Origin of the sequence: Helicobacter cinaedi PAGU611 (assembly GCF_000284635.1) — a bacterium.
In the GTDB taxonomy this organism is placed as follows: Bacteria; Campylobacterota; Campylobacteria; order Campylobacterales; family Helicobacteraceae; genus Helicobacter_C; species Helicobacter_C cinaedi.
Genome location: NC_017761.1, coordinates 286,425 through 310,108, shown reverse-complemented (window position 1 = coordinate 310,108; position 23,684 = coordinate 286,425). Strand labels below are relative to the sequence as shown.

At 37.8% G+C, this 23,684-nt stretch carries 27 protein-coding genes; 22 read left to right on the top strand and 5 right to left on the bottom strand.

What is annotated here, in order from left to right; genetic code table 11:
• Positions 1-5: 5 nt before the first annotated feature.
• The 5 genes from HCN_RS01555 to HCN_RS01535 are packed head-to-tail and all read left to right on the top strand — an operon-like array spanning position 6 to position 5,889.
• Positions 6-467: a GtrA family protein gene (locus tag HCN_RS01555; protein ID WP_002957209.1), complete on the top strand. Its 462-nt coding sequence runs from the start codon at positions 6-8 to the stop codon at positions 465-467.
• Positions 464-2,308: an FAD-dependent oxidoreductase gene (locus HCN_RS01550; RefSeq protein WP_014666346.1), complete on the top strand. Its 1,845-nt coding sequence runs from the start codon at positions 464-466 to the stop codon at positions 2,306-2,308. The genes HCN_RS01555 and HCN_RS01550 overlap by 4 nt, the downstream gene beginning before the upstream one ends.
• On the top strand, positions 2,301-3,917 hold the full coding sequence (locus tag HCN_RS01545) for a glycosyltransferase family protein (RefSeq protein WP_014666345.1): 1,617 nt from the start codon (positions 2,301-2,303) through the stop codon (positions 3,915-3,917). The genes HCN_RS01550 and HCN_RS01545 overlap by 8 nt, the downstream gene beginning before the upstream one ends.
• A gap of 29 nt (positions 3,918-3,946) precedes the next feature.
• Positions 3,947-4,888 carry a UDP-glucuronic acid decarboxylase family protein gene (locus HCN_RS01540; protein ID WP_014666344.1) on the top strand — a complete coding sequence of 314 codons (942 nt, stop codon included), beginning with the start codon at positions 3,947-3,949 and terminating at the stop codon, positions 4,886-4,888.
• An 11-nt stretch (positions 4,889-4,899) separates the two neighbouring features.
• Complete coding sequence (locus HCN_RS01535; protein ID WP_002957214.1) at positions 4,900-5,889, top strand: glycosyl transferase family 90; 990 nt, start codon at positions 4,900-4,902, stop codon at positions 5,887-5,889.
• A gap of 87 nt (positions 5,890-5,976) precedes the next feature.
• Here the strand turns inward: HCN_RS01535 and HCN_RS01530 are convergent, their stop codons facing one another.
• On the bottom strand, positions 5,977-7,626 hold the full coding sequence (locus tag HCN_RS01530; RefSeq protein ID WP_002957215.1) for an L-lactate permease: 1,650 nt from the start codon (positions 7,624-7,626) through the stop codon (positions 5,977-5,979).
• Between the two features lie 272 nt (positions 7,627-7,898).
• Between HCN_RS01530 and HCN_RS01525 the strand changes: the two genes are divergently transcribed.
• The 8 genes from HCN_RS01525 to HCN_RS01490 all read left to right on the top strand — a co-directional run bounded on the left by HCN_RS01525 (position 7,899) and on the right by HCN_RS01490 (position 14,130).
• Positions 7,899-8,630, top strand: a complete 732-nt coding sequence (locus HCN_RS01525; protein WP_002957216.1) for a (Fe-S)-binding protein — start codon at positions 7,899-7,901, stop codon at positions 8,628-8,630.
• A gap of 2 nt (positions 8,631-8,632) precedes the next feature.
• Positions 8,633-10,066: a LutB/LldF family L-lactate oxidation iron-sulfur protein gene (locus HCN_RS01520; RefSeq protein WP_014666343.1), complete on the top strand. Its 1,434-nt coding sequence runs from the start codon at positions 8,633-8,635 to the stop codon at positions 10,064-10,066.
• On the top strand, positions 10,059-10,712 hold the full coding sequence (locus tag HCN_RS01515; protein WP_014666342.1) for a LutC/YkgG family protein: 654 nt from the start codon (positions 10,059-10,061) through the stop codon (positions 10,710-10,712). The genes HCN_RS01520 and HCN_RS01515 overlap by 8 nt, the downstream gene beginning before the upstream one ends.
• Positions 10,713-10,722: 10 nt before the next feature.
• Positions 10,723-11,112, top strand: a complete 390-nt coding sequence (locus HCN_RS01510) for a winged helix-turn-helix domain-containing protein (RefSeq protein ID WP_002957220.1) — start codon at positions 10,723-10,725, stop codon at positions 11,110-11,112.
• 140 nt (positions 11,113-11,252) lie between these two features.
• Positions 11,253-12,014: a molybdate ABC transporter substrate-binding protein gene (gene modA, locus HCN_RS01505; protein ID WP_014667512.1), complete on the top strand. Its 762-nt coding sequence runs from the start codon at positions 11,253-11,255 to the stop codon at positions 12,012-12,014.
• A 26-nt stretch (positions 12,015-12,040) separates the two neighbouring features.
• On the top strand, positions 12,041-12,493 hold the full coding sequence (locus tag HCN_RS01500; protein WP_002957223.1) for a hypothetical protein: 453 nt from the start codon (positions 12,041-12,043) through the stop codon (positions 12,491-12,493).
• A 63-nt stretch (positions 12,494-12,556) separates the two neighbouring features.
• A complete protein-coding gene (modB, locus tag HCN_RS01495; protein WP_172580125.1) occupies positions 12,557-13,234 on the top strand; it encodes a molybdate ABC transporter permease subunit in 678 nt (225 codons plus the stop codon).
• Positions 13,231-14,130, top strand: coding sequence for an ATP-binding cassette domain-containing protein (locus tag HCN_RS01490; protein WP_014667511.1), 900 nt, complete (start codon positions 13,231-13,233; stop codon positions 14,128-14,130). Before modB ends, HCN_RS01490 begins: the two co-directional genes overlap by 4 nt.
• Positions 14,131-14,133: 3 nt before the next feature.
• Here HCN_RS01490 and HCN_RS01485 read toward each other — a convergent pair whose 3' ends face one another.
• The 3 genes from HCN_RS01485 to HCN_RS10920 all read right to left on the bottom strand — a co-directional run bounded on the left by HCN_RS01485 (position 14,134) and on the right by HCN_RS10920 (position 17,328).
• Positions 14,134-15,507, bottom strand: a complete 1,374-nt coding sequence (locus HCN_RS01485) for a peptidase U32 family protein (RefSeq protein ID WP_014666341.1) — start codon at positions 15,505-15,507, stop codon at positions 14,134-14,136.
• Between the two features lie 48 nt (positions 15,508-15,555).
• Complete coding sequence (locus HCN_RS01480; RefSeq protein WP_014666340.1) at positions 15,556-16,230, bottom strand: hypothetical protein; 675 nt, start codon at positions 16,228-16,230, stop codon at positions 15,556-15,558.
• A gap of 159 nt (positions 16,231-16,389) precedes the next feature.
• Positions 16,390-17,328, bottom strand: coding sequence for a helix-turn-helix transcriptional regulator (locus tag HCN_RS10920; protein WP_014666339.1), 939 nt, complete (start codon positions 17,326-17,328; stop codon positions 16,390-16,392).
• Between the two features lie 135 nt (positions 17,329-17,463).
• Between HCN_RS10920 and HCN_RS01465 the strand changes: the two genes are divergently transcribed.
• From HCN_RS01465 to HCN_RS01440, 7 genes are all read left to right on the top strand, one after another.
• Complete coding sequence (locus HCN_RS01465; RefSeq protein ID WP_002957229.1) at positions 17,464-17,688, top strand: antitoxin; 225 nt, start codon at positions 17,464-17,466, stop codon at positions 17,686-17,688.
• The gene (gene vapC / locus HCN_RS01460; RefSeq protein ID WP_014666338.1) at positions 17,676-18,077 is read left to right on the top strand and encodes a type II toxin-antitoxin system tRNA(fMet)-specific endonuclease VapC; all 402 of its coding nucleotides are present in this window, start codon (positions 17,676-17,678) and stop codon (positions 18,075-18,077) included. Before HCN_RS01465 ends, vapC begins: the two co-directional genes overlap by 13 nt.
• Positions 18,078-18,278: 201 nt before the next feature.
• Positions 18,279-18,650: a hypothetical protein gene (locus HCN_RS01455; RefSeq protein WP_014666337.1), complete on the top strand. Its 372-nt coding sequence runs from the start codon at positions 18,279-18,281 to the stop codon at positions 18,648-18,650.
• Positions 18,651-18,694: 44 nt separating this feature from the next.
• Positions 18,695-18,913, top strand: a complete 219-nt coding sequence (locus tag HCN_RS01450; RefSeq protein ID WP_002957233.1) for a hypothetical protein — start codon at positions 18,695-18,697, stop codon at positions 18,911-18,913.
• A gap of 34 nt (positions 18,914-18,947) precedes the next feature.
• Entirely contained in the window at positions 18,948-19,268 is a 321-nt protein-coding gene (locus tag HCN_RS11840) for a hypothetical protein (RefSeq protein WP_014666335.1), read from the top strand.
• Positions 19,269-19,301: 33 nt separating this feature from the next.
• Positions 19,302-19,472: a hypothetical protein gene (locus tag HCN_RS11600; RefSeq protein WP_014666334.1), complete on the top strand. Its 171-nt coding sequence runs from the start codon at positions 19,302-19,304 to the stop codon at positions 19,470-19,472.
• Positions 19,462-21,123 carry a DUF262 domain-containing protein gene (locus HCN_RS01440; RefSeq protein ID WP_014666333.1) on the top strand — a complete coding sequence of 554 codons (1,662 nt, stop codon included), beginning with the start codon at positions 19,462-19,464 and terminating at the stop codon, positions 21,121-21,123. Before HCN_RS11600 ends, HCN_RS01440 begins: the two co-directional genes overlap by 11 nt.
• Positions 21,124-21,172: 49 nt before the next feature.
• On the opposite strand, the gene HCN_RS11410 is transcribed toward HCN_RS01440, so the two are convergent.
• Positions 21,173-21,331, bottom strand: a complete 159-nt coding sequence (locus HCN_RS11410; RefSeq protein WP_158309886.1) for a hypothetical protein — start codon at positions 21,329-21,331, stop codon at positions 21,173-21,175.
• Positions 21,332-21,413: 82 nt separating this feature from the next.
• Between HCN_RS11410 and HCN_RS11835 the strand changes: the two genes are divergently transcribed.
• On the top strand, positions 21,414-22,445 hold the full coding sequence (locus tag HCN_RS11835; RefSeq protein ID WP_014666332.1) for an ATP-binding protein: 1,032 nt from the start codon (positions 21,414-21,416) through the stop codon (positions 22,443-22,445).
• Positions 22,400-23,671, top strand: coding sequence for an ATP-binding protein (locus tag HCN_RS11830; protein ID WP_014666331.1), 1,272 nt, complete (start codon positions 22,400-22,402; stop codon positions 23,669-23,671). The genes HCN_RS11835 and HCN_RS11830 overlap by 46 nt, the downstream gene beginning before the upstream one ends.
• Positions 23,672-23,684: the final 13 nt, after the last annotated feature.

Genomic DNA, 23,684 nt, shown 5'->3' with positions numbered 1-23,684 from the left:
AGTTAATGCAGTTAATAAAGTATGTTTGTGTCGCTTTTCTAGCCCTATTTGTCAATCTCATCTCAAGGCATTTTCTAAGCTTTTATATAAGCTTTTCAAGCAGTGTGATTATCGCCTATATCTTAGGGCATTTTGTGAATTTCGCCTTATCCGCAAGATATATCTTTTCTCGCAATATTAGCTTAAGACTAGCCTTTATCCGCTTTAGTATTGTGGCTCTTTTTGGGCTACTTATTGCCTTATTTGTGAGTGTGGGGACACTTTGGCTTTTACAGAGTTTTTATACAACTCTGCAGGATTTTATACAATCTTGCCCCTTTTTAGCCCCACACAAAAGCTTCCTACTCCATCAAAAGCATTTAGAGTTTGTAGCCCACATTAGCGGTGTGGGCGTGGGCTTTATCTGCAACTATTTGGGACATAAATATTTTAGTTTTATTAAATTTACAAGAAAGGATAATAAGTGAGACAAAATAAAAAAGTCTTAATCATCGGTGCAGGACCGGCTGGGCTTAGTGCGGCTAGGGTGCTAAGTGAGAATGGATATAGTGTAGAGATTTTTGAGCTAGATTCACAAGTGGGTGGAATGAGTAAAAGCATAGAGCTATTTTCACAGATTGTGGATATTGGACCTCATCGCTTCTTTAGCAAAGATAAACGCTTAAATGACTTTTGGCATTCTCACACAAATGGTGAATATGAGAAAGTCTCACGACTTACTAGAATCTTTTATAACCGCAAGTTTTTCTACTATCCTTTGCGTGGCTTTGACGCGCTTTTCAAACTTGGCTTTGTAGAATCTACCCTTTGTATCCTAAGCTATATTAAAGCAAAAATTAGCCCTTTTAAAGGCGATAGCTTTGAATCGTGGGTGGCAAATGCCTTTGGCTATCGCTTATATAGCATATTTTTTAAAAGCTACACAGAAAAGCTTTGGGGGATAAAATGCAGTGAGTTAGATTCTGATTTTGCCGCACAACGCATTAAAGGGCTTAATCTCTATGAAGCGATAAAATCCGCATTTTTTGGCGGTGGGGGCAAAAAGCATAAGACTTTGGTTGATGAGTTTAGCTACCCAAAAAAGGGCTGTGGCGTGGTGTATGAAAATATGAAGCAAGAGATTATCAAACGCGGCGGCGTGGTGCATTGTGGTGTGGAGGTGCTAGGCATTAAAACGCAGGGCAAAAAGGCGGTAGGTATTCACACAAACAAGGGCGAGTTTAGCGGGGATATTGTGATTTCTACCGCACCTTTTAGGGATATGGTGCTGTCGTTAGAAGAGCTAGATTCTAGTGTGAAAGAAATGGCAGGGAGATTAAAATTTAGAAACACGATTTTAGTTTATGTAGAAGTAGGGGATTTGGCTTTACTAAAGAAACATCGGTTATCGCCGAACGCTTCGATTGTTTTGGGTGAGCATTCACACGATTGCGAAAATTTGGGGGCAGTCATTACCTCTAAGGTAACTCCTACCCCCAAATCCCCGCAAAACGAGCAAAGCCCCACCGCAATTCCTAGAATCCTAGAAGAAGAAAATCAAGCCACAAATGAAAAATCCACCTCCCAAGAATCCTCGTTTGAAAACAACACGAAAAAATCACAAAAAGTGGATTCTAGCACCGCAACAATTCTAAAGCAGTCCGCAAAGGATTCTAGGATTTGCAAAAACGCACAAAATGTAAGCGACTCGTTGGCGGCAGGATTTTGCGATGATTTTGTGGGTTGTCAAGGCAGCGACAAGGGAGCTACCTTATCAGTAGTGACCGCAGTCGCTGCCTCAGACTCCCGCAAAAGCGCACAAAAGCCAACGCTATTCAAAGATAATTGGATTTATGTGCACAGCAAAGATACCCAAACCGGTAGAATCACCAACTTCGCCAATTGGACTAAAGACTTGCAATGCGGACAAGATTCTGCGATTTTATGCCTTGAGTATTGGGCAAATGATGATGAAGCCTTGTGGAATCTAGATGATAATGCCCTAAGCGAGATAGCAAAAAGGGATTTGCTAGAATCTAAGCTTGTAGCAGACTCTAGCCTTATCAAAAACACCAGCATGCTAAAAATCCACAAAAGCTACCCCGTGTATGAGCGGGGCTATAAAGATAACTTGCATAAAATCTACAAAGCCCTAGATAGCTTTAAAGACTTGTATTTCATCGGGCGAAATGGCAGCTTTAAGTATAACAATCAAGACCATAGCATTCTTATGGGGCTTATGTGTGCGGATAAGATTTTGGGCAGAGAGTGTGATTTGTGGCATATTAACACGGACTATGACTATCAAGAAGGAGGCAAAAGTGAGTAAGCAAAATATAAAAAATAAAGAGCTAAAACAACTTAGTCAAACTCATAATAGGATAAATTATGAGTCGCCTAGAAATTACATTATCGCCATTACTTTAGGCATATTATGCTTTCTGCTAGGATATATCAATCTCCATAATGGGCAGACTTGGAGTGGTGAAGATGGTGGAAATGGGGATTTTTCTCAATACCTTCTCCAAGCTTTTGCCATACTTCAAGGGAATATTGATGAGTTTATTCAAGCAAATCAATTTATGCGGACATATTCATACGATGGAAATGGGCCTATTATCTATCCTTGGGGCTATCCTTTGCTCCTTGCAATGGGAATCAAAATCTTTGGCTTTAACATCATTATGCTGAAATGTATAAACCTTGCTTTATTTTCTCTTTTTGTGAGTGGCTTTTATCTTGTGTGTATCAAGTCCCTATCTAACAAGCTATCTTTTTTAGCCACATTGCTACTTATTTTAAATCCATATTTTTTACACTTTGATAACCGACTATTAAGCGATGTGCCTTTTATGTGTATTGGAATCTTTGGAGCATATCTTATGCATTACTATCTATCCATAACCTCGCATCATCTAAGGGCTAGAGATCTTATTATGGGATTCTATCTTGGCATCATATTTATTATTGCATTTCTTATAAGGAGCAATGGCATTATTTTACCAGTAACTATGGCTTGTGTGCTATTTTTACGCATTGTGCTGCCTTTTGTAAAAAATACAAAACTTATCATTTTGATAAGACCTATCGCCAATACGCTTGCTAACATTTCACTATGGTATATGCTTATTCCCCTTGCTGTATTTGTGCTAGGATATGCCCTTATTAATATGTTTCTTCCAAATGGTGGGGCAGGACACCCATCTATGATGGCAAATGTCATCTCTATAACAAGCATTTTAGGCAATACATTTTATTATCTCAACATATGGCAATACTTCTTTGGTAATATTTTTGGGGCTTTTGGTATGGTTTTAGCCTTTCCATTCTTAGTGTTTGGAATATATATCTCACTGCATAGACATTTTGTATTAATAATATTCTGTGCAGGGATTTTGGCCTTGAATATTATCTGGCCTTTTACTCAAGGTTTGCGTTTTGTATTTATTCTTATACCATTTTGTATTTACTGGACACTTTTGGGCTATGTAGCCATCAAGCCACCAAAAATCATAGCAAATATATGCAAGATTCTATTTATATCTTTGCTTTTGATTAATATCTATTCAAATCTCAAACACGAGTGGATTCCAAACATAAAAAGCAAAGGGATTTTTGACCTACACACATATAGCAAAGATGCCTTACAAATGTATGATTTCATAAAAAATAACACCAAACAAGATGATGTGATAGTATTTTTTGCACCACAAATTCTTTATCTCACAACAAATCGCCTAGCCCTATATCAATATGATGAATGTATCCAAGCCTATGAATGTATGCTCCCAACACTACAAAAAACATCATATGTTTTATTAAGAAATGATGATGACACAAACTCTTGGCTATTGTGGCAACCTTTTTTACAAAAAATATTCCAAACACCCAAACTCACACTTTATCACATTAATTTAGGCTATAATATCAACCCTTAAAATCAAAACTTTTTAATTCAGGAGTTTCAATGCTAAACAAAAAGATTCTAGTAACTGGAGGGGCTGGGTTTTTAGGCTCACATTTATGCGAAAGACTGCTTAATCGCGGCGATGAAGTGCTATGCGTGGATAATCTCTTCACCGGCACAAAGCAAAATATTCTCCACCTTTTATCAAATCCTAGATTTGAGTTTATGCGACACGATGTAACTTTTCCGCTGTATGTGGAGGTTGATGAGATTTATAACCTTGCTTGTCCAGCAAGTCCGGTGCATTATCAGTTTGACCCTGTGCAAACGACGAAAACTTCTGTAATGGGGGCGATCAATATGCTAGGGCTTGCTAAACGCGTGAAAGCAAAGATTCTACAAGCTTCCACAAGCGAAGTCTATGGCGATCCTAAAATCCATCCGCAAGTAGAATCTTATAAAGGCTCTGTCAATCCCATCGGCATAAGGGCGTGTTATGATGAGGGCAAAAGGTGTGCGGAGACGCTATTTTTTGACTATCAAAGGCAGCATAATTTAAACATTAAAGTAATGCGGATTTTTAATACTTATGGTCCTAGAATGCACCCAAATGATGGGCGAGTGGTGAGTAATTTTATCATTCAGGCGTTGCGTGGGGAGGACATCACCATTTATGGCGATGGGAGTCAAACGCGAAGCTTTTGCTATGTAGATGATTTGATTAGCGGAATGATTGCTCTTATGGATAGCAAAGATGGATTCTATGGACCGGTAAATATCGGTAATCCACACGAATTTAGTATGCTAGAACTCGCACAAAATGTGCTTGAACTTACAGAATCTAAATCAAAGCTTGTCTTTCTCCCGCTACCCCAAGATGATCCCAAGCAACGCCAACCAGACATAACCCTAGCCAAAAAAGAGCTAAATTTTAGCCCAAAAGTGCAGTTAAAAGAGGGGCTAGAAAAGACGATTGCGTATTTTAAAACACTTCAAGCATAAGGATTTGACCAATGAGAAATAATCGTTTAGCCTATAATCTTAGTGGTATTATGCGTATGCTTTCCCCACGCTTTTTGCTCCCAAGCCGAGAAAAAATTCTACACTCAATTCAAACACGCGATGATATAGAGTATATCAAACAAAGAGTGGATTATTATTGTCAGCTAGATTCTAAAATCACGCTTGATGAAAATGCCAAAAACATTAGCTGTGTGCGGTTTGCTAAGAAAAAGACGATGTATAATTTTGATGCGTATGAATTTACACGCTATTTTCCGCAGGATTTTAGGGCATGTTTTGAATTTGGCGATATGAATTATATCTGCCCCAAACCTTCTATTACAAAATCTCGCCCCACCAAAGCCTATGTGGAATCTCAAAAAACTACTGGGGGGGATAATATCCCACCATTTTCCAACTCTACACTTTTGAATCTTGAGAAAATCCGTCATTTTACTTTTATTAACGATCCCTATACTTTTGCCACAAAGCAAGATAAACTTTTCTATCGCGGTGGAATCTACCAAGCCCACAGGACACAATTTTTTGAAAAATATTTTAACTACCCACTTTGTGATTTAGGACATACCGGACACAAAAGTGTGCATCACGCTTGGCAAAAGCCAAAAATAAGTATTGCCAAACATTTGCCCTATAAATTTCTTTTGTCATTAGAAGGCAATGATGTGGCGAGCAATCTTAAATGGGTGATGAGCTCAAACTCTCTAGCAGTTATGCCAAAGCCAAAGTTTGAAACTTGGTTTATGGAAGGGAATCTAGAGCCAGATATTCACTACTTACAGATTCGTGATGACTACGCTGATGTAGAAGAAAAGCTAGAGTATTGCTTACGCAATCCAAACTTCGCACAAGAGATTATCCACAACGCACATCAATATGTAAAGCAGTTTTTTGATAGAGAGCGAGAAAGTATTATCTCACTTTTAGTGCTAGAGAAGTATTTTTACTACACGGGGCAGATTGATTCACTTAGAATCTAAAGACTCTAAAACTTTTAAAATCCTAATGAAATTATATTTGAAAAATAAAGCTTCCTAAGATTCTTCTTAGGAAGCTTGAAGTTGTTATTAATGATGTAGCGGCACAACATCTGGGATAATTGTCGGCAAAAACATAGCAATAATTGTCGTCCAAATCCCAATGAGAATAATGAGAGCAAGGGAATATTTGAGTGTAAATTTAAATAGCTCAGATTCCCTACCAACTAGCCCAACCGCCACACAAGCAATGGCTATACTTTGTGGGCTTATCATCTTGCCAACAACGCCACCCACAGAGTTTGCCGCCAAGAATAATGCCTCTTTCACGCCAAGCTCTTGTGCTGTGATTTGCTGTAATGTCCCAAAAAGCAGATTTGAGTTTGTATCACTGCCAGTAATAAACACGCCAAGCCACCCAATAACCGGGCTAAAGAAAGCAAACATATCACCTGTTTTTGCAAAAGCTGTCCCCAAAGTCGCACTCATACCGCTATTTTTTGACACAAAAGCAAAGGCAACAACAAGCCCGATTGTAATACAAGGAATAGCCATTTCTTTAAGCGTATCCCAAAAGCATTCTGCCGCATCGCTTGATTTGATACGCAAGAAAAGAATTGTCAAAAATGCCGCAACCAAAATCGCCGTCCCTGCTTGGAGTGCGATAAAATTCACAGGAAGTGCCAAAGAAACAGCCGCACCTTTTGGATCTACGATTGACAAAGCGATATTATCAAAGGCAATTGTTACTTGTGTGTAGTCAAAAATCGCACCTTCTTCAAAAAGAGCCTTAAACCAAGGCTGTGTCCAAATAACAATACACACAATAAGCAACACAAAAGGCAACCACGCCTTGAAAATCTGCCCTACACTCAAGGTGCTTTTCTTAGAGAAATCTTTTTCATCATCAAGCCTAAAAATATTTTTTGGCTGCCAAATACGCAAAAAGAGTGTGGTGCAAAGGAGTGAAACAATCGCAGAAACAATATCTGGCAATTCCGCACCCCAATGATTTGAGCTAAAATATTGTGTCCCTGTGAAACTTATAGCAGCGATCAAAATCGCTGGGAAAGTCTCTCTCACACCCTTAAATCCGTCCATCAAAAATACGATGAAAAAAGGAATTGTCAAGCTCAAAGGCACAAGCATACGCCCAACCATCGCCGCAACCGCATACTGCTCAATACGCACGAGATTTGTCATCGCAATGATTGGAATCCCAACAGCACCAAATGCCACAGGTGCAGTATTGGCAATCAGGCATAGCCCTGCTGCATATAATGGACGAAGTCCCAAGCCCACAAGTAATGCTGCAGTAATCGCCACAGGACCGCCAAAGCCTATCGCACCCTCTAAAAATGAGCCAAAGCAGAATCCTATCAAAATCACTTGGATTCTGTGATCTGGCGTTATAGTGATAACGCTTGATTTAATCACCTCAAATGCACCGGATTTGACAGAGAGTTTATACAAGAAAATTGCCGCGATGATGATCCACGCAATAGGCCAAATACCTTGTGCAAATCCTTGAACAAAACTCGCTCCAACAAGAGAAAAAGGCATATCATAAGCAACAACTGCCAAAACTGAAGCCAACACAACGGTAAGAAACCCCGCTTGATACCCTTTGAGCTTAAAAACTAACAAACACACCAAAAAACAAGCAATCGGCAGAAATGCCACGGCTGCACTTAGCCAAATGCTGTTAAATGGGTCATAGACTTGTTGCCATACTTCCATAATTTAGATTCTCCTTTTTGAAATTTTTAGATATAAAAGCATCGTTTGCTTGGCAAATATTATAAAAAAATTTAACCTTACAAAAATATACTAATAAGAATGTTTTATATGTAAATGTGTAAAATATTCACATTTACACGATTATTATTTGTATATTTGTGTAGAATTGAAACAAAATTAATAAAATAAAAGCAAGTAATTTTTAACCTTTTGTTATTTTAAAGCTCGTTATATATATTATAACTGCTCTATATACAAGGAAGGAGCAAGTGATGCGAGTGTTTTTTTTCTCAACCTGTCTTGGCGGTGTAGCATATGCTGACACCTGTGTTAATGCGATAAAACTTCTGCAAAAAGAGGGCTGCGAAGTGGTTTTCAAAAAAGATCAAACTTGTTGTGCTCAACCAAGCTACAACTCCGGCTATTATGATGAAAGTCGCAAGGTAGCCTTGCATAATATCAATCTTTTTAAGGGTGAAGAGCCAATTATCGTGCCTTCTGGCTCTTGTGCAGGAATGATGAGAGAGGATTATTTGGAGCTATTTGAAGGCAGAAGTGAGTTTGCTGAAGTAAAGCAATTTTGCCAACGCGTTTATGACTTAGGCGAGTATCTCCACAAAGTGCTAGGCGTGAAATATGAAGACAAAGGGAATACTGTGAAAGTTACTTGGCATAGCAACTGCCACGCTTTGCGGACTTCAAAGGTTGTAGATAGTGCAAAGGCTTTGATTAACTCACTGCAAAATGTAGAGCTTATAGAGCTTGAACGAGAAGAAGAGTGTTGTGGATTTGGCGGAAGCTTTAGTGTCAAAGAGCCTGAAGTCTCACACGCAATGGTGAGCCAAAAGATTGAAGATATTCTCTCACGCAATGTAGAGTATGTCATCTCTGCTGATGCGGGTTGTCTGCTGAATATTAGTGGAGCATTAAAAAAGCAAAATGCCCAAGTCAAGCCCATACATCTCTATGACTTTTTGGCACAAAGAATTGGACTAGGAGCGTAACTATGAGCTATCAAGGACATCACGATATTGTTAATACCAAGCTTAGTGATAAGCAATTAAGAGTAAATCTTAAGAATGTAATGGATACCCTTAAAACAAATCGCAAGAATCTTATAACCTCACGCTTTATAGATTGGGAAGAGCTACGCGAAAAAGGCAAAGCACTCAAACAAAAGACATTATCACGGCTTGATGTTTTATTAGAGCGATTTGAGCAAAATGCAAGTAAAAATGGCTTTATTATCCACTGGGCGAGTGATAGCAAGGAAGCAAATGAGATTATCTACTCGCTTATGAAAGAAAAGGGCGTAACTAAGATTCTAAAAGGTAAGTCAATGGCAAGTGAGGAAACCCACTTAAACGCCTTTTTAAAGCAAAAGGGGCTAGATCCTATTGAAACAGATTTGGGTGAGCTTATCATTCAGCTTATAGATGAACCACCTGTGCATATTGTCGCCCCTGCGATTCACAAAAATCGCTATCAAATCGGCGAGATTTTCGCTCAAAAGCTTGGAGCAAATCTAGAATCCGATCCAGAAAAGCTCAATGAAATTGCTCGTGTGCATTTACGCAAAGAGTTTCAAGAATTTAAAATGGGGCTAAGTGGAGTAAATTTTGCCATTGCTGATGAGGGGGCGATTTGGCTTATTGAAAATGAAGGCAATGGGCGTATGAGCACCACTGCGAGTGATATTCATATAGCTATTTGTGGGATTGAAAAGATTGTGGAAAGTTTTGAAGATGCCTCTATCCTTGATGCTTTGCTTGTGCCTTCAGCCACAGGTGCGGCGATTACTTGCTATAACAATATCATCACTTCTCCACGAAAAGAGGGTGAGCTTGATGGACCAAAGGAATTGCATATTATCCTGCTTGATAATAATCGCTCCACAATCTTAAAAGATTCACATTTTTACAAATCCCTTAGCTGTATCCGCTGTGGGACTTGCCTCAATCACTGCCCCGTGTATGATAAAATCGGCGGACACGCCTACCTTAGCACATATCCCGGACCTATCGGGGAAGTCATCTCTCCGCAACTCTTTGGTATGAAAAACTACGGACATATGGTGAATCTCTGCTCCCTTTGTGGGCGATGCTCTGAAGTCTGCCCTATCAAAATCCCACTTGCCGAGCTTATACGGGATTTACGGAGTGAAAAAGTAGGGCAAGGCAGGAAGAATCTTAAAAACAACGATGGCAGCTTGAAAAATAAGCAAGAGCAGTTTGGTATGACAAAATTTGCCAATCTAGCAAGTAATGGCAGCTCGTGGAGAAGAATGTTAAGTTTAGCTGGTTTTTTTGCTCCACTTGCAAAGCCCTTTGCTTCATTTATACCGGGCTTAAAAAATTGGGTAGCGTATAGGGCATTTCCAGAGCTAAGCGGGAATCTCCATAAGAAAGTATCAAAAATGCAGGGGGTGATTTATGAGTAGGCAAAGTATTTTAAGCAATGTCAAGGCTTCGTTACAAGAGAATAAGATTCAAGCACAATTCCCAAACTACGCAAACCCTATGAAACGCACAAATGATGATAAAGTGCAGGAATACATCGCGTGGCAGGGGGCAAACAAAGCCATTGTGATAGAATCTAGCCAAGAGAGCTTAGCACAGGATATTTACAAAGCACTCGCAGAATCTCAAGCAAAAAATGTCCTTTACAACCCAAACATTGACATTAATCCACAAAGCTTAAAAGCACTTGATACGCAAGATTCTATGCAGTTTGTGGCATATGAAAAAAGCGTTGATGAGCAAAGGGCAAATCTCTTTGCTTTTGATACTTCAATCGTGCAGGCAAGCTGTGGCGTGGCAAATCTAGGCATCATCGGCGTGGCTTCAAGTGTAAAAGCCCCTCGCCTTTCTTCACTCATCACACGCACTTGTATTGCTTTGCTTAAAAAGCAAGATGTTGTAGAGAATTTCTACGAAGGGGTGCAGACACTTAAGGCACAAGGTGAGAATGGAAAACTCCCTACTAATATGATTTTTATCGCCGGTCCCTCACGCACAGCGGATATTGAGCTACAAACCGTCTTTGGCGTACACGGCTCTGTGAAAAGCTATATTATTTTATATTGAGAGTATAAAAATGAATGTATTTGCACGATTTTGGTTTGAAAAAAATGAGAAAAGTTATATCGGCGTTGGGCGGGCTGAACTGCTGACACGTATAGCAGAGAGTGGCTCTATCTCAAAAGCAGCTAAACAAATGGGTATGAGCTACAAAGCTGCGTGGGATAGTATAGACATTATGAATAAGCTCTCTCCTAGCCCCCTTGTAGAATCTTGCAATGGCGGACGAGGTGGAGGCGGGACAAAGCTCACACCCCTTGGCTTTGAAGCGTTGAAGGCTTTTAATGAGCTAGAACGCGTGAAAAATATCTTTTTTGATTATTTGGATAATTCACAAGACTTTGCCGAGCTGACAAAAAGACTAAGCGATTTAGAATCCGCCCTTGAAGATTTTAAAGCAAAGTAGATTCTTGTCTCATAGGCGATTTTATGTCTTGTTTGTTGCAAAATGTTTGACTGCTATATAATTTTAGATACAAACACTTGACTTGGTTATATAAAATTATATAGCATTTAGTCTCAAATATTTCACAACAAGGAGTTTCTATGAAAATGAAAAAAATCCTAAGCATTTGTGCTTTAAGTGCCTTTATGTGTGTCAATGCAATGGCGGAGCAGATTAATGTCCTAGCTGCTGCTAGTCTTAAATATGTCCTAGAAGATATTAAAAGTGAGTTTTTAAAAACGCACAAGAAAGATAAGATTGAAGTGAGCTACATCTCTTCTGGCAAGGCGTATGCACAGATTCAAAATGGCTCTCCCACGCATCTTTTTATCGCCGCAGATATGAGCTACCCACAAAAACTCTATGATAAAAAACTAGCCCCCAGTCAGCCAAGCAACTACGCTAAGGGCAAACTCGTGCTTTTTAGTGCTAATGCCGACTTTAAGGCAGATAGCATTGAGATTTTGAAAAATGACAAGATCAAGCATATTGCAATTCCAAATCCAAAACTCGCCCCCTATGGCAGAGCGGCAGAAGAGTTTTTAAAATCACAAAAGCTAGAGAAAAAGCTTAAATCAAAACTAAGTGTTGGGGATTCTATCGGTCAGGCGACAAGCTATGTGTTGCAAGGGGCAAGTGAGATAGGCTTTAGTGCGTTATCAATGGTGATTAAGGATAAAACTCCACATCTCACTTACACGCTCATTGATGAAAGCACCTATAAGCCAATAAATCAAGCTTTGATTATCCCAAATCACGGCAAAGATTCTAAGCTTGCTAAAGAGTTTGTAGAATATATCTTAACTTCTAAAGTGGCAGAGAAAATCTTCCAAGAATATGGCTATGACAAGGCTGATAAATAAGTTACGACGGCTCAAAATAGGCTCAAATGAATAAGATTCCCGCTTGTGTAACTCAAATATTTAAGCAAAATGGCTGTGTGTTGCTAGAGCTGCAATGTAGCTTTGGCACACTTCATAGCCTCATACTTGAGCCTTGCGAGTTTGTATCCAATGACAAAGTCATCGCTACTTTTAAAGAAAATGAGATTATTCCTTTCTATTCTACGCAACACACCTTGCTTTCACACCTTAACATCTTTGAAGCTCAAATCACAGATATTCAAACAAGCGGTTTTTTCACGCGTCTTAAGCTTATGCCAACCACACAAAATACGCTAGATTCTACACGCTCACAGGATTTTATAGACAATACAAAATCTCAAAATATTACCCCCATTTACGCCCTATTCCCTAGCCTTGCCCCCATAGAGATAAGCCAAAATCAGCCTTGCAAATGGCATATCCCAAGCTCCCATATTTTGCTAGAAAAGTATATGTAAAGGGGGTAGGCAGTGGAGTTTTTAGAATCTTTAAATCTCACTTTCATAGCGAATATGGCAAATATGGCAGAGTTTTTTGACACAATGAAGCTTACTTTTCTCGTGGCATTTCTTACCACGCTTATTTTGCTCCCCATAGGCATAGCCCTTGGCAATTATCTGGCATTCTCGCAAAATCCATTGCGTCCTGTGGTTGAAGTGCTCGTGTGGATGCCTCTTGTGCTACCTCCATCAGTGCTAGGATTCTATTTGCTTATCACTTTTAGCCCAAAAAACGCACTAGGGGCATTTTTGCTAGAGCATTTTAACTTCAAGCTTGTCTTTAGCTTTGAAGGCTTAATCTTGGCAAGTGTGATTTTCTCACTGCCCTTTATGGCAAATCCCATAAAATCAGCCCTATCTTCCCTGCCTAAAAGCTTAAAAGAAGCAAGTTTCACACTTGGCAAAGGCAGAATCTACACACTCTTTTTCGTCCTTTTGCCAAATATAATTCCTGCTATTTTGCTTGGCTGTGTAACGAGCTTTGCCCATACCATAGGGGAGTTTGGCGTTGTGATGATGATAGGGGGCAATATCCCAAATCAAACACGCGTAGCAAGTATTGCCATCTATGATGAAGTAGAATCGCTTAACTACCCCCTAGCCCATCAATACGCCCTAAGTCTCTTTCTCATTTGCTTTGTGTTGCTCCTAGTCATTTTTTATCTCAACAAACATTTTCAAAAAAAGGGTATTGTATGAGCGATATTCACTTGCGTTTTCACAAAACCCTGCTTGGCAATAAGGGCAAGTTCCGTTTAGAGATTGATAAGCACATTAATTTTGGTGAGTTTATCGCTCTTTTTGGCAAAAGTGGTGCGGGGAAAACGAGTATTTTGCGGATTCTAAGCGGGCTTGATGATGTGGAGCAGGGCTATATCCGTGTGGGCGATGAAGTGTGGCTAGATTCACAAAAGGGTATTCATCTCGCTCCGCAAAAACGCCATATCGGCTTTGTTTTTCAAAACTACGCACTTTTTCCACATCTTAGCGTGTATCAAAACATTTGCTTTGGGCTAAAAAACAAGCAGGATAAAAACTTTGCCAATGAACTTATGGAGCTTATGGATTTGCACTCTCTTAAAAACGCTAGAATCTCCCAACTCTCCGGTGGGCAGTCTCAACGCGTGGCTTTGGCTCGGGCATTAAGCTCAAAGCCAAAAATCCTTTTGCTTGATGAGCCTTTCTCCGCCCTTGATAACGCAATGGCACAGACTTTGCAAAATGAGCTAAAAAAGATTCACAAATATTTCAATCTCACTACCCTGCTTGTAAGCCATAGTTTAAGTGAAATTTTCTCACTTGCTTCAAGGAGCTTTGTTATAGAATCTGGGCAGATTCTAAGTGATGGAAGCAATCAAGAAGTCTTTATCCAAAAGCGACTAAGTGCGAAAATCACGCTTGTAGGGCAGATTATTGCCATTGATATGCAGGAGCTATTTTGTATTATAAGTGTGCTGTGTAATGCTGAAATCCTACGGATTGTGTATGATAGAGAGCAGAGCTTAGAATTTAGCATAGGGGAGCAGGTTGTCATCGCCCAAAAAGCCTTTAGCCCTATGCTTTACAAGCTTAATAACACAAACCACCTTGTGTAGATTCTAATTTTCAATCTTCTCACGCAAGAAGCTAAAAGGTGGCAAGGGCAAGGGGAGCTTAAAGGCATTAGTATTGCCACTATGGATAGAATCTAGCTCTTTATTATCTTTCAAACAGATGCTATCAAATCGCATATACTGCACACCATTTTTTACAAATATCTCGCCTAACTCACTTGTGCCACACACCACATTTTGCCCAAAAGGTGCGACAATCTCCTTTGCCTCCCCTACTCTTATGGTATGCTTACACACCGCCCATTCTCCGCTTTCATCAACTTCGGCATTGACTTGATAGCTCCCTTCACTTATGGCGGTTTGGTGATTTTGGGTATTGAGCTTTTCATAAGGGCGGTGGATAAGATAGCCATCAGTAAAGCCGCGATTTTTCAGCGTTTGCAGCTCGTTTGTATAAAAACTAGAATCCACTTTGCCACTATAATAACTATCAATTGCCGCACGATACGCCCTAGCGGTAATCCCAGCATAATAATTTGACTTTGTCCTGCCCTCAATCTTTAGTGCGTCAATCGCTCCAGAATCTAAAATCTCCTTTATATGTCCGCTTAGATTCAAATCCTTAGAGTTAAAAATATGTGTCCCTAAGCCCTCTTCCTCTTCTAGTCTCATCATCACACCATTATCGGGATTTTTGACATAAAACTCCCTGCCATCAAATTTCACAAGCTCATCATTCTCCACATTTCGCACAAAATATTCATAATCAAATCGGCAGTCATTCGCACAGCTCCCGCGGTTTGGCACACGCCCACTCTGCAATGCCGAGATAAGACATCGCCCAGAAAACGCAAAGCACATACTGCCGTGTATAAAAATCTCAATTTCCAAATCCGGCAAATGCTTTTTAATCTCCATTGCATCTTTTAGGCTAATCTCGCGTGCAGCGACTATGCGTTTCACTCCCATTTCATAAAACACTTCAGCATCAAGCACATTTAGGACATTGGCTTGGGTAGATAGGTGGATAGGGATTTGCGGGGCGATTTTTTTGCTTAAACGCACCACACCCGGAGCTGCAACAATAAACGCATCAGGGGATAAATCAGCCATTTTAGCAATGTGGGATTCTAGGAGTTTAAGTTGAGAGTTAAAAGGAAAGCCATTAATAGTAACAAACACCTTTTTGCCTAGATTATGGGCGTATTCCACACCTTTAGCAAAGTCCTCATAGCTAAATTCCTTCCCCGCTCTTGTGCGAAGTGAAAAGTGGCTCACCCCTCCATACACCGCGTCCGCCCCGTATGCAAGGGCGATTTTTAGCTTATGCAAATTCCCAGCAGGGGAGAGAAGCTGGACTTTTTTAGACACCCTAGCAGTAAATTCTATATTGTTGTTAGATTCTGTATTTTGTTGCATAGTCATATCTCATTAAAAAATAAAGTCTAGATTCTTATGTGTGTAAGGCTACTTTGCACCAAATGAAGCAATCAACGCCTCAATATCCTCTTCATTTGCCACATCATCTTTATTGTCCCCAGCGATAAATACTGCTGAACTCACACGCTTACTATCATCAATCTTGCCCTCAAAGAGCGAGTTCATATATTGTGCCAAGGCTCGCATTACATTGATAACGCGTTCAATCTTTTGCCTATGAATATCCTGATACTGCATTAAATCCATAGCCTGCATTGACGCGTCATTAATCTCATCTGAAGCGTTAAGAATCTCCTTGATATTATCCTTAACCGACTGCGTAGATTCTAAAGCATTTTGAAAGCTTTGAATATGTGGGAATGCCGCACAAAGCTTAGAGAAAAGCTCTTCTTGTGTTTCAAGGTATTTTTTAAGATTTTTTGCCTGTTTTTGAATCTTCCCCGCACCATCGCCCATAATCTCAAGCTGATCAAAAATCTGTGTGCCTTTGACCTCTGTATCTTTTGTTACCTCATCAAGCTGATGAACGACTTTGTGATCTTCTGTTGGTGGAGGTGGTGGCCACTTCTTATCCGCTTCTACACGAAAATCATTAGGATCAAAAGTCTCTTTTTTAAACTCCTCTTCTTGCACTGGAGCTTCATCTACTTGGGCGATATCAGGCTCTCCATTCATTAGAGAATCTAGCTCTTCTTGTGTCATTGCCTATCCTTACTCTTGAAACTTTGACAAAATTAAGCCCGGATTATACCCTATTATTTGTAAGATGATTCTAAATTACTGCAATTTTATAAAACTCCCTTGTTTATAAAACTCCCTTGCAAACTTCACTTTTCAATCTTTCTCTTTATCTCGTGAAACTTATATTAAAACTCTCAAATATTTCTCCACACTCTTTTTAATAAAATCTTTCAATTCTTGTGGCTCTAATACTACTACATTTGGAATCCACATAAGCACTAAAGGGGCAATCTCCATATAGCTTGTAATATGCAGAGTAATATCAAGGCTGCCATCTTTATTTTCATCTAAATGCTGATTTGGCGAGATTTTCTTTCGTTTAAAATACTTTGCGACTTTAGAATCTACCCATAATCTCACCATAAAAGGCTTTGCTTCAGGCACAAACCACGCATTCAAAGCATTATCTAGCCGCCCCAACACTTCTTCACTCACACTCTCACCCTGCCTTACTTCCTTTATATCAGCAATGTTATTGAGATAAAACTTTTTCATCACACTAGATTCTAATCCTAAAAGATACCATTGCCCATTAAAGTTTAGAATCTTTAGCGGCATTATCTCTCTTTGTGTGTGAGTTTTAGTATTATTTAATTCTTGTAAAAACTTGAAGCTAATTATTATATGCTCTTTTATAGCATTCTGTAAAAGCAGAATAGATTCAGTCTCAAGGGTAATTTCTCCTAAATTTGTGCGAGTGAAAAATATATCTGTGCGATTATTTTCTTGGCTTTTAGATTCTAAGCTTTCAAGTAAGGAAAGCATTTGTGTTTTTGTAGCCCCACCCATACTATATGCAAAGCTTTTTAGAAGCAAAATTGCCATTGATAATTCATCATTTTCTTTTGTTATATAGTGTCCGTGAAAATAGATTTTATCTTTCTTGTAGCTATATTCTACACCCATATTCTCTACATCTCGCCGCAATGTCCTAAGACTAACGCTAAACTCTTTGGCTAATTCTTTCGCACATATCACACCATTATTTTCAGGGTTGTGTAATGCTGCAAAAATCTTACTGATACGAGCCATTTTTGTTTCATAATCGTGCAAGGACATTGTAAATCCTTTTGTTTTCCTGCTGATTATAAAGGATAAAAGTTAGGATTGTCATAATGGCGTCAATGGGATTTTATCTTACAATGTTTAAAAATTTTGTATATACTTGTTGTATATATTTATTAGGGGTTAGGTATGAAAGCAAAAGTATTTAAAAGTGGCAATTCACTTGCGATAAGATTGCCAAAGGCATTGAATCTTACTAAGGATTGCGAGTTTAATATAAAACAAATAAACAATAACATTGTTTTAACGCCTGCTAACTCAAATTGGGATAGTCTATTTTCAGCAATAGATAGCTTTAAGGGCGAAATAAAGCGAGATGAACTTATATTGCAGGATAGAGAATGGCAAAAATAATGCTTGATACAAATATATGTATTTATATTATCAATAATAAACCGCAATATATTAAAGATAGATTTTTACAATACAGAATAGGCGATATTGCTATAAGCTCTATCAGTGTATCTGAATTATACTTTGGTGTAGAAAAATCTCAATATAAAGAAGCAAATACAAATGCTCTTAATACATTCCTAACACACCTTGAAGTAATAGATTTCACACATAAAGAAGCACTTACATATGCAAAAATTAGAGCAGATTTAGAATACAAAAAGTCTCTCATAGGTGCTATAGATATGCTTATTTCAGCGGTAGCTCTTGCAAATGATTTAACACTTATTACAGATAACACAAAAGAATTTCAAAGAGTTAAGAATCTAAAAATAGAAAATTGGGTGTGAATTGTATATCATAAATACAGGCTTTATTTTTACTGTTCTCTATCCTGCAATTTTATAATCCTTGATAATTCTTTATAATCCATCGCTTCAATTGCTTCATATTACGCACTATTTCTATAAAAACCTCTATTTGTGTCATAACGCTGTCAAAGCTCTGTGCTATAACTTCATTTATCAAAACAATACTATAAGGGAGGCACAATGCAAATCACACAAGAAAATCTATTTTTCTATATGCAATCTTGGCTTAGAGAATGGGATATGAAAACTCTAGGCTATCACAATAGCTCTAAGGCACAAAAGGCTAAACAATGCTTTTGTGACTCCTTACATTTGCTAGAGTTTTTAGACACATTTTCTTATGATTTAGTGTATGGCTCAAAAGAGTTTTTTCTAGCAGTAGCCAAACATTCTCAAAAAGATTTAGGCGTAAATCAATGCGAGTTTGAAGCAGTTTTACAAGATTCTATCTCTAGGCTTACTCATCTTAGAATCTTAAAAAAACCCGCATTTATGTCAAAACGGATTTTCGTATCGGGGCAAACACAAGACCCATTCATATTCTTGCAATAGCCCAAGAGCTTTTATGGCTTGGATTTAGCCCAGAATATAAAGAAGTGGATTTAAGCCTTGCGGAGATTTTACAAATGGCAAGCGGAATGGTAATAACACACTATGCTAAAAACAAAGGCAAATTACCCATTTGGGGCAATATTTTGGAATATTATGTATTCTACAATGGCAATCGCTATGAGTTTGACACACAGGGCAATCTCAAGGACAACCCACAAGCTCAATTCGCACAAGGCGTAATATCTGTAACGCTAAGTGTTTAGCTTATGGAATAAGTGGCATTTGTAAAGGGGCAAAATGGCAGATACAAATAAGACAAAAGATTCTCATCGTAAGCACAGCGATTTTATGAATCCGTATGATGAATACAATAATGAGGCAACACATCATTTTGATATAGCCACAAAGCAGTGGATAACAAGTGGGAACTTTTACCAAAACAAGGTGGCTGAATGCTTTATTAAAGCGGATATACAATGCGATGATACGCTTATAGCAGAGATTGAAAGCTCATTATATTTTTGCTTCATTAGTTGGGAGTATATGTATGAAGAGATTGATTGGTATATTGAGATTCTAAAAGCAGATAAGGCGCATAAACAACCACCGCTAATGTGATACAATACGCAATTATAATTATAAGGAAGTGTAATGACAGATGAAAATTTAGGGCTACTTTTAGAGAGATTTAGGGAATTTAACATTGACATTGAGGCAAGAAAAAGTGAAAGCAAAATGACTTTAATCCCTTGCTTTATTTTTTTTTTTTTGATTATAATACGCACACACATATTACATTTAAGGAGCGACAATGGCAAATGATTTCAAAGTAGAAGGTTTCAATTTAGAGGACTTATTGGCAAATAAAAAGATGTCATATCAAATCCCATCGTATCAACGACCTTATGCGTGGGATAAAGATCAAATTAGCGATTTAATCGAGGATTTGACAGAATCTTATTGCAATGGCAAGGAAGGACAATATTTTTGTGGTTCATTAGTGATTGCAAGGGGTGCAAATAGTGAGCGATATGATATTATAGATGGACAACAAAGACTTACAACTTTTACCATTTTAGCCTGTGTGATTAGGGATTTTCACATAGACAACTTGGGAGCTGAAAACAAAGATCGCATACAAGATAGCATATATGATAAATATGATAAAGACAAACACAAGCTAAAATTTTTAACAGATGAAAAGTATCAAATTGCCTTTGAAAATAGCGTATTAAGAGAAAATGTTTTACAAGAAAGGCTAAAAGATATTAAAAAAGCACAAGATATAAAGGATAATAGATATTTGCAAAATGCGTATTATCTAAAAGAAAGGCTTAAAGAAGCAATTAGCGAAAATAATATTGGTATAAATGATTTTGTATCGTGGCTTTATACAAAAGTTATTTTAACAAGGATTGAATGCCCTGATGAAGAAAGTGCGATTAGAATCTTTAATGTTTTAAATGATAGGGGTATGCCACTTAGCCCTGTGGATATTTTGAAATCTTCTCTTATGCAGTCATTAGACAAAGAGCGTAGAGAAGCTTTTAAAACAACTTGGCAAGAGATTATGTCAAATTTGAAAACAATGGGATTTTCTATGTATGACACATTGAATGCTTATCTTTACTATGCGATAGCAGACAATCCTAAAGGAAGGCTTGATAAAGAGCTTAAAACTTATTTTGAAAAAACTAAGCAAGATTCAACAGCCATTATTGAAGAGATAAAAACATTTGCAAACCACTACATTGAGATAATTAACACTAAGGATAAACATATCTATTGCTTAAGGTATCTGCCTAATCAAATCTATTGGCGAAGCATTTTGTGTGCTGCAAAAATGGTGGATTATAAAGATTACAATAAGCTAAAAGAATTGCTTATGGCTTACTATTACCAAAACCTTATAGGTATGGCAACGGCTAATAGATTTAAGCAAGTTTCATTTAATATCCTTAAAGCAGTCAAGGATATTAAATCAATAGATGAGATAAAAAACATTATGCGTGAAAATCTCAAAAAATATGGCACAACAAAAGATTATAAAGAATGGCTAGATGATGCAGATGTTTATGATTTGAAGTGGGTAAAACCAACATTACTTTTGCTTGAATACTTTTCTAAAGATGATGAAATTGGGTTTATAGAAATGGACAATAAGCTTCATACAGAGCATATCCTACCAAGAACTCCCAACGACGATTGGAAAAAAATCTTTAGCGATGAAGAAAGGGATAGCTGGACAAATGCCATAGCTAATCTAACATTGTTAAGATTTAAAAAGAATACTCAAGCTCAAAACAAAACCTATGAAGAAAAACGCGAAGTCTATCTCAATAAGGATAATGTAAGCACAAGCTTTACTATCACACAAGATATTTTTAAGCATAAGCAATGGAATGTAGAAGCGTTAAAAATGCGAGATAATGAGGTTAAAACTAAGATAGAAAAACATATTGATATTTTTTAGAATCTTATGAGAATCTAACACACATATAAACAATGCGATTAAGATAGCCTTAGCTTAATCGCATTTTGCAACCTATATCTAGTCTTTTTGCTTTACATTGTTTAAAATATGTAATTTTTCCATCACATTTCAATCCATTTGTCATAATGCTGTCAAAGCGATGTGTTATAACTTCATTATCAAAGCCATAAATAAGGCTTATAAGCATAAAGATTCTAATAATCTAGTTTAATGCTAAACACATAAGCCTTACAAGCACTTTGATAAAGCAATCATAAAAAGGAGCAAATATGATAGCACAAGCAAAAAGAGAAAATAAGGCTATAAATAGATTCAAAGCAAAAAGGCTAAAGGCATTAAAAGAAATAGAGGGCTCTCTTTTAGATACAAACAAAGAAGCCCTGCAAAAGCTCCTGCCCTTTAAGCCCATAGCCAACGACAAAGACTATGAGAAAAAGTTTTTTGTCGCACATCTTATGTCTCTTTTCCCACACACCACAGACTTTGATGACTGCTTCAAACTCTTTAGAAAAAATTTTAATGCAAATTTAGCTGATTTTAAAGATGAAGCTATGGTGGCAGAGTTTATCACGCCCCATCTTTTAACGCATTTTCATCTACTCAAACCCAAGAGCTTTGTGCGTAAGAATCTAGCCCTTTTGCAAGAGTGCTTTGGATTAAGTGAGATTGAAACAAATATTTTATACATCATCGGCTTGTTTGATAAGATGAATAGATACTATGATGATAAGCTTGATTATTTGGAGTTTTGCCTACTTTTAGCGAGTGTGTTGCAGACTAGTCCCACAAAGATTCAAAAGCTACTTATGGCGGATATGCCACTTAGAAAGTTTGACTTTATTGATGATAGGCACAGAAGCGGTGAGTTTGTGCTTAGAGACTTTGCTGAAAGACTTATGATAGAGCCTTTTAGTAAGCAAGAGATGATGAAATCCCTTGCTAGAATCTACCCCAAAAGCACACTTGAAATAGCGGATTTTAGCTATATGAAAGAAAAGTTAGATATGCTGCTAAACTATTGTAAAAATGCGAAAAATCCTAGCGTTTTTCTCTATGGCAAACCCGGCGTGGGCAAGAATGAAATCGCCGCCCTTATCGCAAAAGAGCTACATAAGGACTTATGGGAGATTCATAATATTAACAATCAAGGCGAAATTGAAAAGGATAGACTCGAGCAGTTTATAAGGGCTCAATCTATGCTAAATGCTGATAAATCTGTGATTTTGCTTGATGAGTGCGAAGAGTTTTCCCCAGCTTGTATCCCAAATACAATGAAGACAAAGCAAGTAAAAACACGCTGAATAAAGTGCTAGAATCTGTGAAAATCCCAAGCATTTTTCTAAGCAATAGTGCGGATATTGACCCAGCGTTTTTGCGGCGATTTGACATCGTGCTAGAGATCAAAACTCCGCCAAAAGAGAAGAAGCAAACAATTATAGAAAAAGCCCTAAAGTCCCAAAGGATACAACTAGATTCTATGATTATTAGCCAAATTAGTGAATCTAGCCTATCTCAAGGTGTGCTTTTGTCAGCTTGTAAAGTAGCTAAAACTCTAGCCAAGCATAAATTATCTAGCTTTGAAAAGAAAGATTCTAAAGATAGAGTGAGAAAAAGCCAAATCATTACAGATAGCCTTATCCAAGTGCTAAATGAGCATTTAAAACTACAAGGGCAAAAGCTCATTGCTACAAGTAAGCCTAAGTCTCTGCTCTATGATATGAGTTTAATTAATGCAAGTGTGGATATGAAAAGCTTATGTGAGAAAATCAAAAATGTATGTGGGGCAAAAGATTCTAACAAGCTAGAATCTAGCCTAGATTCTAGCGACTCCGCACAAGGCATTAGAATCCTAGCACACGGAATGGCAGGAAGTGGCAAGAGTGAATTTGCCAAAGCCTTAGCAAAAGAGCTAAATAGACCAATAATGCTAAAAAGAGCAAGTGATTTGCTCTCTATGTGGGTAGGAGAAAGTGAGCAAAATATCGCACAAGCCTTTAGCGAAGCAGAGAAAAAGGGAGCGATTTTAGTGCTTGATGAAGTAGATAGCTTTTTACAAGATAGAAGCGAGGCGGAGCGGAGCTGGGAGATTAGCCAAGTAAATGAAATGCTTACGCAAATGGAGAATTTTGAAGGCATATTTATCGCTACAACAAACTTTATGACTAATTTAGATAAAGCAAGTATCAGGCGATTTGATATGAAAGTAGAGTTTAAGCCGCTGGATTCTGCTAAATTCATAAAAGCCTTTGGTTTATATGCGAGACATTTAGGGATTAGCGATTATGTAGCGTTTTTAGAATCTAGCTTTGCTAAAAGGGCGATAGAAAAGCTAAATAATATTTGCTTTGGAGATTTTGCCTTAATTGCTAGAAGTGCTAGATTTGAACCAATCACTTCTTCACAACAATTATTAGAGAAATTACAAGAAGAATCTAGACTTAAAGATTCACATATAATAGAAAAATGGGGTTTTAGGGGGTTGTTTTGTAGTGATTTGAAGTTTTTTCTTGTGAATATTTTGCGTTAGCAAAATTGATTAT

Excerpts from the sequence above, each read along its gene's own strand:
- HCN_RS11840 (WP_014666335.1), top strand. The coding sequence starts at position 18,948 with ATGGCAGATACAAATAAGACAAAAGATTCTCATCGTAAGCACAGCGAT.
- HCN_RS01520 (WP_014666343.1), top strand. The coding sequence starts at position 8,633 with ATGAGCTATCAAGGACATCACGATATTGTTAATACCAAGCTTAGTGAT.
- HCN_RS01480 (WP_014666340.1), bottom strand. The coding sequence starts at position 16,230 with ATGACACAAGAAGAGCTAGATTCTCTAATGAATGGAGAGCCTGATATC.
- HCN_RS01540 (WP_014666344.1), top strand. The coding sequence starts at position 3,947 with ATGCTAAACAAAAAGATTCTAGTAACTGGAGGGGCTGGGTTTTTAGGC.
- HCN_RS01455 (WP_014666337.1), top strand. The coding sequence starts at position 18,279 with ATGCAAATCACACAAGAAAATCTATTTTTCTATATGCAATCTTGGCTT.
- HCN_RS11835 (WP_014666332.1), top strand. The coding sequence starts at position 21,414 with ATGATAGCACAAGCAAAAAGAGAAAATAAGGCTATAAATAGATTCAAA.
- HCN_RS01490 (WP_014667511.1), top strand. The coding sequence starts at position 13,231 with ATGAGCGATATTCACTTGCGTTTTCACAAAACCCTGCTTGGCAATAAG.
- HCN_RS01485 (WP_014666341.1), bottom strand. The coding sequence starts at position 15,507 with ATGCAACAAAATACAGAATCTAACAACAATATAGAATTTACTGCTAGG.
- HCN_RS01440 (WP_014666333.1), top strand. The coding sequence starts at position 19,462 with ATGGCAAATGATTTCAAAGTAGAAGGTTTCAATTTAGAGGACTTATTG.
- HCN_RS01530 (WP_002957215.1), bottom strand. The coding sequence starts at position 7,626 with ATGGAAGTATGGCAACAAGTCTATGACCCATTTAACAGCATTTGGCTA.
- HCN_RS11600 (WP_014666334.1), top strand. The coding sequence starts at position 19,302 with ATGACAGATGAAAATTTAGGGCTACTTTTAGAGAGATTTAGGGAATTT.
- modA (WP_014667512.1), top strand. The coding sequence starts at position 11,253 with ATGAAAATGAAAAAAATCCTAAGCATTTGTGCTTTAAGTGCCTTTATG.
- modB (WP_172580125.1), top strand. The coding sequence starts at position 12,557 with ATGGCAGAGTTTTTTGACACAATGAAGCTTACTTTTCTCGTGGCATTT.
- HCN_RS01510 (WP_002957220.1), top strand. The coding sequence starts at position 10,723 with ATGAATGTATTTGCACGATTTTGGTTTGAAAAAAATGAGAAAAGTTAT.
- HCN_RS11410 (WP_158309886.1), bottom strand. The coding sequence starts at position 21,331 with ATGCTTATAAGCCTTATTTATGGCTTTGATAATGAAGTTATAACACAT.
- HCN_RS01500 (WP_002957223.1), top strand. The coding sequence starts at position 12,041 with ATGAATAAGATTCCCGCTTGTGTAACTCAAATATTTAAGCAAAATGGC.
- vapC (WP_014666338.1), top strand. The coding sequence starts at position 17,676 with ATGGCAAAAATAATGCTTGATACAAATATATGTATTTATATTATCAAT.
- HCN_RS10920 (WP_014666339.1), bottom strand. The coding sequence starts at position 17,328 with ATGTCCTTGCACGATTATGAAACAAAAATGGCTCGTATCAGTAAGATT.
- HCN_RS01555 (WP_002957209.1), top strand. The coding sequence starts at position 6 with ATGCAGTTAATAAAGTATGTTTGTGTCGCTTTTCTAGCCCTATTTGTC.
- HCN_RS01535 (WP_002957214.1), top strand. The coding sequence starts at position 4,900 with ATGAGAAATAATCGTTTAGCCTATAATCTTAGTGGTATTATGCGTATG.
- HCN_RS01515 (WP_014666342.1), top strand. The coding sequence starts at position 10,059 with ATGAGTAGGCAAAGTATTTTAAGCAATGTCAAGGCTTCGTTACAAGAG.
- HCN_RS01465 (WP_002957229.1), top strand. The coding sequence starts at position 17,464 with ATGAAAGCAAAAGTATTTAAAAGTGGCAATTCACTTGCGATAAGATTG.
- HCN_RS01525 (WP_002957216.1), top strand. The coding sequence starts at position 7,899 with ATGCGAGTGTTTTTTTTCTCAACCTGTCTTGGCGGTGTAGCATATGCT.